This window comes from Streptomyces sp. NPDC001750, from assembly GCF_042892615.1.
In the GTDB taxonomy this organism is placed as follows: domain Bacteria; phylum Actinomycetota; class Actinomycetes; order Streptomycetales; family Streptomycetaceae; genus Streptomyces.
Window position 1 is genome coordinate 469,519 of sequence record NZ_JBIAUE010000003.1, and the last position, 12,449, is coordinate 481,967.

The following is a 12,449-nucleotide window of genomic DNA, read 5'->3' on the forward strand; positions in this document are numbered from 1 at the left end:
ACTGACCGGTGCTGATACGCCTCAGCGATGTTCGGTTACGCGGGCTCTTGGGACTGGCTGGCGACTTTGCTGAGATGGCGGTAGAAGGTGGGGCGGGTGACGCCGAACTCGTCGGCGATCTGCTGGACGGTCAGCTCGCCGGAGTCGTACATCTCCCGCGCGAGCTGTACTTGCCGAGGCCCCAGCTTGGGCTTCTGCCCTCCGGTACGTCCGCGGGCTCGGGCGGCTTCCAGGCCGTCCATCGTTCCCTCCGACATGAGGGCGTGCTCGAACTCGGCGATCGCTCCCAAGATCTGGAAGAACATCCTGCCGACCGCGGTGGAGGTGTCGATGCCCTGTGAGGTGCCCCCGGCGGTGTGAACACTCTGACAATGGATCTTGTTGATCCGAGGAAGGGTGTCCTGGTGGGACGGAAGTCTCCGTATCCGGCGGAGTTCAGGAACGATGCGGTCGCGCTGTATCGTGCGGCGGGCGGGAAGCGCACGTATGCGGCGGTGGCGGCGGATGTCGGGGTGACCGGCGAGACGCTGCGGAGCTGGGTGCGCCAGGCCGACGAACATGCGGGTCGCCACCACGGCCGCGGGGACCAGACCGCGGAGAACCGGGATGAGGAGCTGGCCCGGCTGCGCGCGGAGATCGGCCGGCTGCGCAAGGCGGAGAAGGAGTGGGAGCTCGAGCGGGAGATCCTGCGCCGGGTGGCGGCCTGTTTCGCGCAGGAGATGAAGTGAAGACCCACCGCTGGGACTTCGTCTCCGCACACGCCGGGACCTTCGGCGTTCAGCGGATATGCCGGGTCCTTCAGGTCTCGCGCTCGGGATACTACCGGTGGATCGCCCGTGTGAAGGCCAGGGCGCCCTCCGCCGAGGAGGTCCGCCAGGCATGGAACGCCTGGCAACCCGACGTGCCGCTCACCGTCCTGCACAGCCGTACCCGGTCACTGACGCGGCCGATCATCGACTACCTGTGCGCTCTCGGCGCCGAGGACGGCCACGACCGTCTGGTGGTCCTGATCCCTGAGATGCACCTGGCCAAGCCATGGCAGCGCCTGTTGCAGAACCAGCGCGGCGCGGTCCTGGACCGCGCCCTCCGCCACAACACCGGTCATCTGCCGCCTGCGCTTCCGGATCACACTGCCGCACTGACCAGGGCAAGGTCTCAGCTCGCGGTACGCCCGCAGCCCCGGCGTCAAGCGTCGCCGCGTCCGACCCCGCCGCCCGCCGTCGGGGTTGATCACAGCGGCCTACGGCACGTTTCCGGACTATCCCTGGTCACTCGATAAGCCTCAAATCATGCTGTTCGGTGACATCATGAGTAGTGAGTAATGAATTCCGCATCATAACGGTCGTCCGACCGGACGACACCTGAGCCTCTTCCTGCGTGTCAGTACGGGAAGGCGGTGAGCACGTGAGCGACAACGAGCAGGAGCCCACTGCGGCCGAAGGAACAGAGGCGGAGACCACCCCCGAGGAGTCACCGGCCCCGACCGAGGCCGGCCCTGCGGAGGGCGAAGAGCCGACCCCCGAGGCAGCGGAGACGGAAGCAGAAGAACCCGCCCCCACCGCAGCCGAGGAGGCCGAGGCTGAAGAGCCCGCAACCCCCGCGGCCGAGGAGACCGGGGCTGAAGAACCGGCCACCCCCGCAGCCGAGGGGACTGGGGCTGAAGAACCCGCCACAGAGGAGTAGGAGAATGGCTGTGCGCGACGACGACCGTCGCGCACAGCCACAACGGCGGCCTCGAAAATAGGCTCGGGACGACCTCAATCGGGCTCGCTGACAACCGCACGCACCGGGCCCGCATCCCGCCGCGCGAGGGGCGGAAGTCCGGATCTCTGCAGCAGCGCCGGTGCCACCGCGGACGGGTCTCCGCCAGCCACCCACCGGAAGCGAGCCACCATCATCAGGTCGTCGACGCTCTCCCGCACGAACCCGTCCACGATGCCAAGACCGCCCAGGCGTTCACGCAGCACCACATCGCCCGGCTCCTCATCTTCCGCGATCTGCCGGTAGTCCCCCGAGTCGGGGCAACCCGAGAACTCATACACCCAGTGGCCCATGCCTGTCATCCTGCCCGTAACAACAAGCACCCCACTGATCGGGCACGAAGGCGGTGGAGTGGATCCGCCCGAAGGGATCACAAGGCACTGCTGATCAGGCAAGTCCGTGTCCCGGGGTCCTGGAGCCGGGTTGTCGGCCAGCCCGATTCGCGGGCCGCCACGGATACCCGCAGCATGGAAATGACCCGAATGCCGTCGTTTCGCGGAGGTGAACCGCGATGACACTGCCCGTACACCACCGGCCCGGCCATCTCATGGAACGAGCGTTCCCGTTCCCTTCCCTGGGCTGGGGCGAGCCGGTCGCCGCCGAGTTCGACGACCTCTTCGAGCGGATGAACCGGTTCCTGGAGCAGGCCGCCGGTGCCGCGTCCTCCGTACGAGGCTGGTCGCCCCTGGCCGACCTGCACGAAACAGATGACGCTTACGTGGTCGAGGCGGAGCTGCCCGGAATTACGCGCGAGGACATCGACGTCGAGGTCAGCGAGCGGGAACTGTGCATCACCGGGGAGTGCAAGGAGTGCGAGCGGGAAGGCGTCCTGCGCCGCAGTACCCGGCGCACCGGGCGTTTCGAGTACCGGGCGCTGCTGCCGGCGGACGTCAGGGCCGAAGAGATCACAGCGACGCTGGCCGACGGGGTGCTGACCGTCACCGTGCCCAAGGCCCAGGCGGCCAAGCCGCACCACATCGAGATCACTCAAGGCTGAAGGCAGTGTCGCGGCGGGGGCGGCTCGCCCGGCCCCACCGCCGTATCCGGGCGATGGCATGACTGGTATCTACGCACTTATCCGTCCCGACGGCTGGCTGGAGTTCCGAGACGGGGTCCCGGACCAGATGCTCAGGGACGCGGACCCTCAGCACGGGGCCCCGGCAGCCTTCACCATCCAGCGCTCCGCGTGGGGCGGCAACGGCCTGCACGGCCACGTCAGCGACGTCGTCGTCACCACCCCCGACGACAAGCGCGGCCACTGCGACACCGAGAAGGGCTGCGAAACCGACCACACGGTGCCGCCGGGGAAGACTCCCCCGCCGTCCTCCAACGTGCCCCCGTCCACCAACATCCCGCCGTCCACCAACATCCCGCCGTCCACCAACATCCCGCCCCCGACAACCCCCAGCCCGCCCCGCAATCATCCGGGATCCTCGCCCGCACCGGCACCACCGTGCTCTCCGCAGCCGCGCTCGGCACGCTGCTGATCCTCGGCGGCCTCTCCCTCGCCGTCGCCATCAGGAGGCGCCAACGCCACAACAGCTGAGATAGCAGGAGCTGAGAGGGGTGCCCGTGACAGCCAGTCACGGGCACCCTTCAAGGTTTCACCGGCGAGGGTTCCTCCCGCCGCGCTGGCTCCCTGCCTCTCCAGCAACGGTCGCTCTGCATGCCCTCACGGACGGCCCAGACCGAGAAGCGAGAGCACTTGTCGGTGGGTTTCGGCATCACTCGGTGTCCGTAGAGCGCACGAAAGTCGATGCGAAGTAAGAGCACCCGCTGTGGTGCGGTGTGCACTCGCCCTCCTACGAGACCCATGCCGGAACGTACGCTGCGGTCATGGATGACCCCGTGCTCACCGCCCGCGAACTGGTGCGGGACCGATTTCCCGCCGCCAAGGCGGCATTCCTCGCCGGCAGCGTGCTGACCGACCGCCGGACGCCCACATCTGACCTGGACATCGTGGTCCTCTTGGACGGGCCGCCCGCCCCTAACCGGGAGAATCTGGTGTACCGCGGCTGGCCGGTGGAGCTGTTCGTGCAGACCGAGGCCGCCTGGCACGGCTTCGCCGACCAGGAGACCGCAAAGCGGAATTCGCCGCTGCTCGCCATGTGTGCTGACGGCATGCTCCTGGTAGACACGGACGGGCTGGGCGCTTCACTCCAGGGCGAGGCGCGAAACCGTTGGGCCGCGGGCCCGCCGCCGCTCTCGGACCGTGAGCGTGACTACCAGCGGTACATCCTGACCGACTTGCTCGACGATCTGCGTGGCTGCGCGGACCCTGCGGAGCGGATGTACTTGGTCTCGCACATGCTGCAGCGTGCCTCGGAGCTGGTCCTGCTGGTCGGCGGGCACTGGCTCGGCGGAGGCAAGTGGTTGTCGCGGCGGCTGGCTGCGGCCGACCCCGGAGTGCACCGCGCGTTGTCCGAGGCTGCCGCGCAGGCGATCGCCGGGGATACGAAGGTCTTCGCTGCGGTCGTGGCAGAGGTGCTAGACCAGTTTGGCGGCCCCCTGTGGGACGGGTATGCCATCCGGTGAGTCGGTGGGGCGCGATCATGCCACCACAGGGGTATGGCTGCGATCAGCCAGTTGAGGCCTGTTGTTCTGCGCGGGCGCGGGTGGTGGCGAGGCGGTAGACACCTCACGGGGCTTAAGGGCGAGTAGCGGCAGCAGCGATGCCGGCCTCCCGAAGCTTGCGGGCCAAGTGTTCCATCTCGGGAAGCGTTCCTGAGCAATCACCGTCCAGCATGCGGCGCAGCAAAGCCTTGGCGTTCTTCAGGTCAATGCCGAGCTCTGCCCGCAGCACGCGCATGATGGCGATGCTCTTCGTCGGCGGACTGCTCACCTGCAGCCTCGCGGGTCCATGCTCGGAAAGCATCTGATCCCGCCGTTCGGCCGGCACGTCGCCACCGCACACGGCTACCGCAAATCCACAGGCGAAACAGGTTGACTCAACGTCCCATCGCAACCGGCCGTCCACCAAGGCCTGAACTCCACAGCACTCCAGCTCCGCACCGCAGTCCTGGCACTCAGCGGAGTACCTGACAGATTCGAAAACCTGCTCCACCCCCCACCCCCAACGGAGACGAGGTTAAACGAGAAGCTGAGAACCATCCCGGACACGGAAGCGAGAACTCCCACTGAGGGGGCTGGGTCACGGCGACGTGACCCAGCTACCCGACCAGTGGCGCGGCAGCTACACACCCGCTACGGCAAGACCGCCCAGTCCCACGAAGCAGCCGCCACCCTCGTCTCACTCCCGATGCAGGCCCGGCATGTGACGACAGAACCTGGCCCGCGCCGGACAACCCATGCGCTGATCGCCCCGCACCGGGCTTTCACGGACGGCCTCCGGGGTCAGTCCGTCGGCCGGTGCCCCGGGGCACACCAGATCGCGCGGATGCGGTGCAGGGGGTCGGCGTCGGTGTGCAGCGCGGTGTCCCAGACGCGGGTCTCGCGCCGGGCCGTGGTGTACGCGGGCCAGTCGGCGCCCGGGTCGAGGTCGTGGACGAACGCCGTCCAAGCGGTGTGCGCGGCATCGGCGAGGTGCTGGGGCGGACGGCCGCCGAGGGCGGAATCTGCCGGATCGCGGGCAGATCCGCGTGGCCGTAGCGGGCAAGAGTGCAGTCGGTCATGTGTGGCTCCAGGTGGTGCGGTAGCGGTCGGCCCATGCCCGGGTGACGGGCGCGTTCGGGGCGGTGGTGATCAGGTCACGGTATAACTAGTGCCGCATCAGGCAACGTTTGCCCCGTCGCGACGCCCGGCACGCCCTCTCGCCGCACCGGCCGAAATCCCAAGTACATCCAGTACGAGGGCTTCCGGCCGGCACACCGAGAGCACGTACCGGACGCGCTCCTTGACGGGCAAACGTTGCCTGCCGCGGCACTAGCCCCGCCGGGCGCCGTCGGCAACCGCCCCGGACACCGGCGCCGGTACCGTTCAGGAGGCGAGTACCCGCTCCCCGGCCGCCTTCACGTCGGTGGCCCTCTCCGGGCCGTCTGCGCCCTCGAGGTGCTGCACCGACCGCTTCGGCAGCGCGAACATCAGCAGGAAGACCGCCACCAGTACGGCCGCGAGCCAGCCCAGCGCGTGCTGGAAGGCGTGCACAAACGCCGGGCCCACCTGCTGCGGGGTCAGCCGGTCGCCGATCTCGCCGAAGAAGACCACCGACACCAGTCCGAGGCCCAGTGCGTTGCCCATCTGCTGCACCGTGTTGATCAGGCCCGATGCCGAACCGGAGTGCTCTCGCGGCACCTCGGACAGGACCGCTTCCGTCAGCGGGGCCACGATCAGGCCCATGCCCACCCCCATGACCACCAGCGGCAGCGCCATCTGCCAGGGAGCGATGTCCTGGCCGTACCGGTCGGCTTCGGCGATGTAGAGAAGTACGCCCGCCGCCATCACCAGCGCGCCGGCCTGCAGCACCTTGCGGCCGAAGCGCGGGACCAGCTTCTGCGTGGACATCCAGGCCATCGTCGAGGCCGCGAGCGAGAGCGGCACCCCCGTCAGCCCGGCCCGCAGTGCGCTCCAGCCCAGCCCGACCTGCATGTACAGCGTCCAGACCAGGAAGAAGATGCCGAGCCCGACTCCGTACACCGTCTGCACCGCGATGCCCGCCGCGAAGCTCTTCACCCGGAACAGGGAGAGCTCGATGAGCGGGGATCCGCCGCGCGCCGCCTTCCGCTTCTCGTACCCCACCAGCGCCGCGAAAACGACCACCGCGCCTGCCATCGACAGATATCCCCACATCGGCCAGCCCAGCTCACGGCCTCGGGTGAGCGGGTAGAGCAGCATCAGCAGGCCGAGGGTGACCAGGGCGACACCGGCGAGGTCCAGTCGCAGCGCCCGCGGGGCCTTCGACTCGGCGATGAAGCGCCGGCCCAGGACGAGCGCCGCGACGCAGACCGGCAGGTTGATGAGGAAGATGGGCCGCCATTCAAGCCCGAACAGGTTCCCCTCGGTGAGCAGTGCGCCGAGCAGCGGCCCCGAGACCGTCGCCAGCCCGATGATCGCGCCGAAGAGCCCGATGACCTTGCCCCGCTCGTGCGCCGGGAAGGTGGCGTGCACGATCGCCAGCACCCGGCGGCGAAGGCGAGCGCATAACCCGCGGTGATCCACTGGATCTGGCCGAACGACGCGCCCGTGTCCCGCTGGATCGACGGGATCGCGATGTTGACGATCGTGACGTCGACCAGGTCCATGAAGGCCGCGATCACCACGATGGCGAGCGCGAACCAGCGACGCCGGTCGCCCGCGCCCGCGGTGGTACTGGGAGTGCTCTCGGCGGAGAGCGTATTGGGAAGCTACGCGAGCATCAGACCAACTCACATCCCATTTCTGCGGCACCCTGGCAGGCACGACGACCGACACTCCGGCGCGGGTCCTGCAGCTCCTCTCCATCCTCCAGACCCCGCACGAGTAGCCCGGCGGCGAACTCGCCGAGCGGCTCGGGGTCTCCCGGTGTACGGGCGTGCGCCAGGGAGCTGGGGGCGCCGCCAACGCCACGGCTGGCAGCGCGGCGAAGGCCATCATGTGGGAAGCCGCCCTCCGCTCGAGGGCATAGCAGGGGCAGTCGTGATGATCACGGCGTCACTGCCGCGTGGGCTGGTGGGAGTTCTCGGCCCGGTTGTTCAGGCCCTTGTGGGAGCGGTGCTCCACGAAGGGCATGACCTCACGGTGGGCTGCGTCATAGAAGCGGAGCTTGTCGGTGACAACTCCCCGCGGGACCGCACGCGTCTTCTTCATCAGGCGGCGGAAGAAACGCCTGGCCGCAGCCTTGTCCCGTCACGTGGGCCCTGCTACACCGGAAAGAAGGGAGGTAGGGCATGCCTCGTGATCTCGTCAAGGGGCTGACCGTGCTCATCGCGGCACTGGCGGCTCCGCTCGCCGTCTGCGCGCTCCTGCTGCCCGTCCGAGGCACCCTGTCCTCCACCAACGTGGCCCTGATCTTGATGTTCGTCGTCGCGGCGGTGGCCACCCTCGGCTACCGCTGGGCCGCGGCCCTCACGGCTCTTTCCGCCGCAGCGTGGTTCGTCTACTTCTTCACCACCCCGTACGCAAGCTTCACCCGCTTCAGCCAACCGGACGACATCATCACCATCTGGCTGCTGCTCGCCGTCGGCCTCGCGGTCGCTCAGCTGGCTCGCCGCTACACCCGTGAGCATGCCATCGCCACCACGCTGCAGCACAGCCTGCTGCCCCGCACGCTGCCGGACACCAGCGCCGTCCGAACGGCGTTCCGCTATGTGCCCGCCGAGGCGGAGGTCAGCGGGGACTGGTTCGACGTGATCCCTCTCCCAGGATTTCGCACCGCCCTCGTGGTCGGTGATGTGGCCGGCCACGGCCTGCACTCCGCGGTCACCATGGGGCGACTGCGCACCGCGGTCCGTAATTTCTCCACCCTTGACCTCCCGCCCGACGAACTGCTGGCCCGCCTTGATGACCTGGTTGTTCAGATGGATGCGGAGGAGGGCGCCAGTCAGGGTATGACCGTCGGAACCACGTGCCTGTATGCGATCTACGACCCGGTCTCCTGTAGCTGCGCGATGGCAAGTGCCGGGCACTTTCCGCCCGCCGTCGTCCATCCCGACGGCCGCGTCGAGATTCTCGACCTGCCCGGAGGACCCCCGCTCGGCGTAGGCGGCCTACGCTTTCAGGCCGTCGACCTGCAGCTGCCGGAGGGCACGCAGCTCGTGCTCTACACCAACGGGCTCATCGTGAACCGTCACCGCGACATCGGGGCCGGCCTGAAGCTGCTGCACGACGCACTCTCCAACGCGGGTATCGACCCGGAAGAGACGTGCGAGACGATCCTGGAGGCGGTGCTGCCCGCCCATCCAGACGATGACGTTGCCCTCCTGATCGCCCGAACCCGCGCGTTTCCGCGTGATCGTATCGCTGAATGGGACATCCCGGCCCTTCCCGCCGCGGTGCCCGCCCTGCGCGCCGAGGTGCTCGCGAAGCTGACCGACTGGGACCTGGAGGAGGCAGCATTCACCACCGCACTCATCCTCAGCGAGCTGGTCACCAACGCCATCCGGCACGCGGCGCCCCCCGTCCACCTGCGCCTTCTGCTCGATACCAGCTTGGCGCTGGAGGTCAGCGACAGCAGCAGCACCTCCCCGCACCTGCGCTACGCGACGGCCATGGACGAAGGCGGCCGCGGAATCTTCCTCGTCGCCCAGTTCGCCGAGCGGTGGGGAACCCGCTTCACCCCCACCGGGAAGATCGTCTGGGCCGAGCAGCCGGCCCCGTCCGCTCGCGTCGCCCGCGCCCTGACATCAGCCGTGTGACCGGGCTGGACTGCCCGAAGCCCCTTACCTGCTGCCCGGCACGTCGCCGGCCTCAGAACTCCCCCATGCCGTTGCCACGCCGCCCCGCCGGGGCGACCTCCGCCGGTCTGCCTTGGCCTTGCGGTACCAGCCGTGCAGGGACTCGGAGCTGATGCCGAGTTCCCGGGCAACCGCGGTGACCGTCTTGCCCGAGAAGTCGACGAGCGCGATCGCGTCCCGCTTGAGCTCCTCGGTATACCGCTTCGTGTACTTGCTTCCCACCGACGACAGCGCCGATCACGGCGGACAGGGCGACGCGGCGCCGGACGCGGCGCAGACGCGTGCGGGAGGTTTCCTCACAGGTGCAGGTAGGCATACTTGACTTGCGCAGTGCCGGGCAGGAGTGATTGGTCCCCCGGCCTTCTCGGAAGAACACGACGGTCCCTAATTCGTGAGTAGTGATTCCACTGGGCCGCTCACGGTATCCGCGTCAACGCGGTCGCGCCCGGATTCACCCGGACCGCCCTGTACGAGCAGTTCACCGGCAACGAGACAGCACGTGACGCCGTCGATTCGGTATTGCCCATGCACCGGGCGGGCACCCCGGAGGAAATCGCCGGGGCCCTCCAGTACCTGGGTTCCGACAAGGCCAGCTACCTCAACGGCCATGTCCTGACCGTCGACGGTGGCCTCACGGCGGGCGGGCCCCTGTTCCCGAGCTCGTGAACCGCGAGGCCGTGCACCAGCTGCTGAGGGCTGTCCCGTAATCCGTTGCGGCGACACCCCCGCCGCTCCGCGCCTGAGCAGGGCGGGGCCCGCCTACGGCGGAGCGGGGCCCCGGCCGGGGCCCGGTGGACACGAGGCATGGTCGGTCCGGCTTCGTCGGACGGACGGCGCGCTGTCATGCCGGGCGTGTCGTCCGGGACGTTTGGTTACCGTTGGGCTGGCCGATGACGCCTTGTCACCCGCATGCGAGGAAGGGAGCCTTCGATGACCGATGAGCCGATCTTGGTGCTTGCCGCAACCGGCGGACAGGGCAGGGTCGTGAGCGCCGCGCTGCTGGGCCGTGGGGCCCGGGTCCGGGCGCTGGTGCGTGACCCCGGCCGAAGCGCCGCGCGGGAACTGGCCGACCAGGGTGTCGAGGTGGTGGCGGGATCCCTGAGTGATCGTGAGTCACTCGCCGCGGCGATGAACGGGGTGGCGGGCGTCTTCGCGTTCACCACTCCCTTCGAAGCCGGTGTGGACGCGGAGGTGGCCCAGGGACGGGAGATCCTGTCTGCCGCGACCAAGGAGGGTGTTCCGCATCTCGTGTTCAGCTCTGTGGCCGGAGCCGACCAGGAGAGCGGGGTGCCGCATTTCGACAGCAAGGCACGTATCGAAGCGGAACTGGCCGACGGCGATGTGCCGTACACGATTCTGGGGCCGACGTATTTCTTCGACAACGCGCTGGGCGGAGCGCAGCGCATCCTCGGTGGCGTACTCGACCTGCCGCTGCCGCCCGATCGGCCGTTGCAGCAGCTTGCCCGCAACGACCTCGGCGCGTTCGCGGCGGAAGTGCTGCTCAACCCGGCTTCCTACGTTGGGCAGCGCATTGAACTGGCCAGTGACGCACCCACCCCGACCGAGATGGCGACCGCACTCGGCGCGGCCCTGGGGCGGGAGGTCCGCCATGAGCAAGTGCCGCTGACGGCGATCGGCAATCCTGACATGCATGCGATGTGGACGTTCCTGAACGGCCCTGGCTATCGCGTCGACATTCCCGCTCTTCATACCGCTCACCCGGAAGTCCGCTGGACCCCCTTCGCCGACTGGGCACACCGCACCTGGGCGACCGCCGACTGACCATCGCCCATGGCGGCAAGGTGCTCCGGACACAGTCTGTTCAGTGGCAGTAGCCGGGTACGGGTGGTCGCCCTGCCGCTCCGGCACGGCGATGGTGAGGGCGCGGGGTGCAGGGTGTCCCCGGAGTGCGCCTCCGGCCGGAAGGTTCCGGGTACTTCGAGGAACTGTTGAACACTTCGCCGATGAGGTGCGGGAACGAGGAGGCCCCGGGTGCCGTGAAGGCCGGCTCCTCCGGTCCACGAACTGGACGGCGCCCTCGGGCGACGCGCCCGGGCTCATGGCGACGCCCGAACCCCCAGGGGCCCGGGAGTCGCCATGGGCGCCGTACAGCGCCTCGTCAGATTCTCTTCTCGACGATCGCGTGATCCGGATACCTGCCGTCCCGGTTCCCATTCCAGCTGAGCGCCGCGTAGATGTTCGCCCCGTCGCTGTGAATCGACGGGGATGCATTTGACGGGCCAGCACCGTCCGTGGTCCGGTTCCAGCCCGACCACGAATTACCGTTGTCCGTCGAGCGATTTATCCAGACGTTCCCATCATCGGGACTGATGCACGCCAGGGAAAATTCCTGCTGGCTTCGGAAATTCGGATCGTTCGGATCGGTGACGAACCGATCAGGCAGCCCGCCGCGCCCGATCGCCGGGGTGAGATCACAGACGCCGTCGCCGGGGAGCTGAGAGAAGCGCGCGCTCGCGAAATCACGGAGCGGGACCGCAGAATACCAGACACGGTTATCCATCCCCCTCCCCTCGAAGATTATCTCCGTTTCCAGGGTGGGGTTTCCTCTGCTGTCCATAATCTCTCGCGCTGTGATATCAACAGCAGAGTTGAACCTGCCATTCGTGTTTCTTGTCCAGCTGCCGTCGAAATCCGGGCTCTGATCCCAGAGGCGCATGGTCTGCATGGCCGGCGATCCATCCCTCTGCGTCACGAGAAGTACGACGTCCAACCCGTCGACCACAGTGGCCTGCAACGAGTTGACGGTGTCTGCGTACGCCGGCACTTGAGTCCATGGCGTCCAGGAGGTTCCTTCGGTGTTCTGAAGGAAACTGTAGTAGACATACCCATTGGTTCCCGTATGGAATGCCACCACCCTGCCGCCGGCTGCGACTATTTCAGGGCCTACTCCGGTCTGCGCATCCGGCATGAGTGTGGCGGGACCGTTGTTGTGGGACGCCCACAACCTACCGTCCTCGCCACGGACGACTCGGTACTGATGCGAACCCACGCTCACGAAAGCGGGCGTCGAGGGTGTTCTGGCCGCGCCACCCGAGTTCAGCCACTGCCCCTCACTGAACGTGGCCGAGGCGGGCGTGATGCCCGGCCCGAGCACAATGACCAAACTGATCACAAAGGGAAACACCAGTCCGCCCGCGCGAGGACCCCGGCGCCATCTCGGAATTCCGACCACGACAATCACCTCACTGGAAGGTGCGGCATTCCTTGCGCAACCACCACGCAGCCGCATGACTCTGCTCGGCAGGCTACTGAACTTGATTGAGTGATGTCGGGCTATCGGCCTGACAGTTGAGCGCCAGGTCCGGTAGTTCTGGTTGGGTGAGATACGCGCAGGGCGGC

At 68.0% G+C, this 12,449-nt stretch carries 13 protein-coding genes and 3 pseudogenes; 9 read left to right on the forward strand and 7 right to left on the reverse strand.

Annotated features, from left to right (window positions below; genetic code table 11):
- Positions 1-35 precede the first annotated feature (35 nt).
- Positions 36-506 (reverse strand): recombinase family protein, encoded by a 471-nt coding sequence (locus ACFYY6_RS08195; protein ID WP_389192228.1) that lies wholly within the window; start codon positions 504-506, stop codon positions 36-38.
- Here ACFYY6_RS08195 and ACFYY6_RS08200 point away from each other — a divergent pair.
- From ACFYY6_RS08200 to ACFYY6_RS08210, 3 genes are all read left to right on the forward strand, one after another.
- A complete protein-coding gene (locus ACFYY6_RS08200; RefSeq protein WP_388650471.1) occupies positions 405-728 on the forward strand; it encodes a transposase in 324 nt (107 codons plus the stop codon). The two genes, ACFYY6_RS08195 and ACFYY6_RS08200, sit on opposite strands and share 102 nt — an antisense overlap.
- Complete coding sequence (locus ACFYY6_RS08205) at positions 725-1,279, forward strand: hypothetical protein (protein ID WP_389192196.1); 555 nt, start codon at positions 725-727, stop codon at positions 1,277-1,279. Before ACFYY6_RS08200 ends, ACFYY6_RS08205 begins: the two co-directional genes overlap by 4 nt.
- A 125-nt stretch (positions 1,280-1,404) precedes the next feature.
- Positions 1,405-1,683 carry a hypothetical protein gene (locus ACFYY6_RS08210; RefSeq protein ID WP_388650468.1) on the forward strand — a complete coding sequence of 93 codons (279 nt, stop codon included), beginning with the start codon at positions 1,405-1,407 and terminating at the stop codon, positions 1,681-1,683.
- Positions 1,684-1,757: 74 nt separating this feature from the next.
- On the opposite strand, the gene ACFYY6_RS08215 is transcribed toward ACFYY6_RS08210, so the two are convergent.
- Positions 1,758-2,054 (reverse strand): hypothetical protein, encoded by a 297-nt coding sequence (locus ACFYY6_RS08215; protein ID WP_388650466.1) that lies wholly within the window; start codon positions 2,052-2,054, stop codon positions 1,758-1,760.
- A gap of 218 nt (positions 2,055-2,272) precedes the next feature.
- Between ACFYY6_RS08215 and ACFYY6_RS08220 the strand changes: the two genes are divergently transcribed.
- From ACFYY6_RS08220 to ACFYY6_RS08230, 3 genes are all read left to right on the forward strand, one after another.
- Positions 2,273-2,758, forward strand: coding sequence for an Hsp20/alpha crystallin family protein (locus tag ACFYY6_RS08220; protein WP_351524320.1), 486 nt, complete (start codon positions 2,273-2,275; stop codon positions 2,756-2,758).
- Between the two features lie 58 nt (positions 2,759-2,816).
- On the forward strand, positions 2,817-3,248 hold the full coding sequence (locus tag ACFYY6_RS08225; RefSeq protein ID WP_389192198.1) for a hypothetical protein: 432 nt from the start codon (positions 2,817-2,819) through the stop codon (positions 3,246-3,248).
- 349 nt (positions 3,249-3,597) lie between these two features.
- Entirely contained in the window at positions 3,598-4,296 is a 699-nt protein-coding gene (locus tag ACFYY6_RS08230) for a nucleotidyltransferase domain-containing protein (RefSeq protein ID WP_389192201.1), read from the forward strand.
- Between the two features lie 112 nt (positions 4,297-4,408).
- Here ACFYY6_RS08230 and ACFYY6_RS08235 read toward each other — a convergent pair whose 3' ends face one another.
- The 3 genes and pseudogenes from ACFYY6_RS08235 to ACFYY6_RS08245 all read right to left on the reverse strand — a co-directional run.
- Positions 4,409-4,675: a hypothetical protein gene (locus ACFYY6_RS08235; RefSeq protein WP_351524323.1), complete on the reverse strand. Its 267-nt coding sequence runs from the start codon at positions 4,673-4,675 to the stop codon at positions 4,409-4,411.
- Between the two features lie 1,022 nt (positions 4,676-5,697).
- Positions 5,698-6,959 (reverse strand): annotated as a pseudogene (locus ACFYY6_RS08240) (MFS transporter).
- A 391-nt stretch (positions 6,960-7,350) separates the two neighbouring features.
- Positions 7,351-7,542: pseudogene (locus tag ACFYY6_RS08245) on the reverse strand (DDE-type integrase/transposase/recombinase); the annotation flags it as partial.
- A gap of 41 nt (positions 7,543-7,583) precedes the next feature.
- Between ACFYY6_RS08245 and ACFYY6_RS08250 the strand changes: the two are divergent.
- Positions 7,584-9,050, forward strand: coding sequence for a SpoIIE family protein phosphatase (locus ACFYY6_RS08250; RefSeq protein ID WP_351524325.1), 1,467 nt, complete (start codon positions 7,584-7,586; stop codon positions 9,048-9,050).
- 24 nt (positions 9,051-9,074) lie between these two features.
- Here the strand turns inward: ACFYY6_RS08250 and ACFYY6_RS08255 are convergent, their stop codons facing one another.
- A complete protein-coding gene (locus ACFYY6_RS08255) occupies positions 9,075-9,311 on the reverse strand; it encodes a transposase (RefSeq protein WP_389192205.1) in 237 nt (78 codons plus the stop codon).
- Positions 9,312-9,506: 195 nt separating this feature from the next.
- Here ACFYY6_RS08255 and ACFYY6_RS08260 point away from each other — a divergent pair.
- Positions 9,507-9,755, forward strand: a pseudogene (locus tag ACFYY6_RS08260) (SDR family NAD(P)-dependent oxidoreductase); the annotation flags it as partial.
- A 264-nt stretch (positions 9,756-10,019) separates the two neighbouring features.
- Positions 10,020-10,871, forward strand: coding sequence for an NmrA/HSCARG family protein (locus tag ACFYY6_RS08265; RefSeq protein ID WP_351524327.1), 852 nt, complete (start codon positions 10,020-10,022; stop codon positions 10,869-10,871).
- 337 nt (positions 10,872-11,208) lie between these two features.
- Here ACFYY6_RS08265 and ACFYY6_RS08270 read toward each other — a convergent pair whose 3' ends face one another.
- Positions 11,209-12,018: a hypothetical protein gene (locus ACFYY6_RS08270; protein ID WP_389192208.1), complete on the reverse strand. Its 810-nt coding sequence runs from the start codon at positions 12,016-12,018 to the stop codon at positions 11,209-11,211.
- Positions 12,019-12,449 lie beyond the last annotated feature (431 nt).

What these genes read in the sequence shown, in the direction of transcription:
- ACFYY6_RS08215 (WP_388650466.1), bottom strand. Translation starts at nt 2,054, where the DNA reads ATGGGCCACTGGGTGTATGAGTTCTCGGGTTGCCCCGACTCGGGGGAC.
- ACFYY6_RS08220 (WP_351524320.1), top strand. Translation starts at nt 2,273, where the DNA reads ATGACACTGCCCGTACACCACCGGCCCGGCCATCTCATGGAACGAGCG.
- ACFYY6_RS08225 (WP_389192198.1), top strand. Translation starts at nt 2,817, where the DNA reads ATGACTGGTATCTACGCACTTATCCGTCCCGACGGCTGGCTGGAGTTC.
- ACFYY6_RS08230 (WP_389192201.1), top strand. Translation starts at nt 3,598, where the DNA reads ATGGATGACCCCGTGCTCACCGCCCGCGAACTGGTGCGGGACCGATTT.
- ACFYY6_RS08250 (WP_351524325.1), top strand. Translation starts at nt 7,584, where the DNA reads ATGCCTCGTGATCTCGTCAAGGGGCTGACCGTGCTCATCGCGGCACTG.
- ACFYY6_RS08265 (WP_351524327.1), top strand. Translation starts at nt 10,020, where the DNA reads ATGACCGATGAGCCGATCTTGGTGCTTGCCGCAACCGGCGGACAGGGC.
- ACFYY6_RS08270 (WP_389192208.1), bottom strand. Translation starts at nt 12,018, where the DNA reads ATGCCGGATGCGCAGACCGGAGTAGGCCCTGAAATAGTCGCAGCCGGC.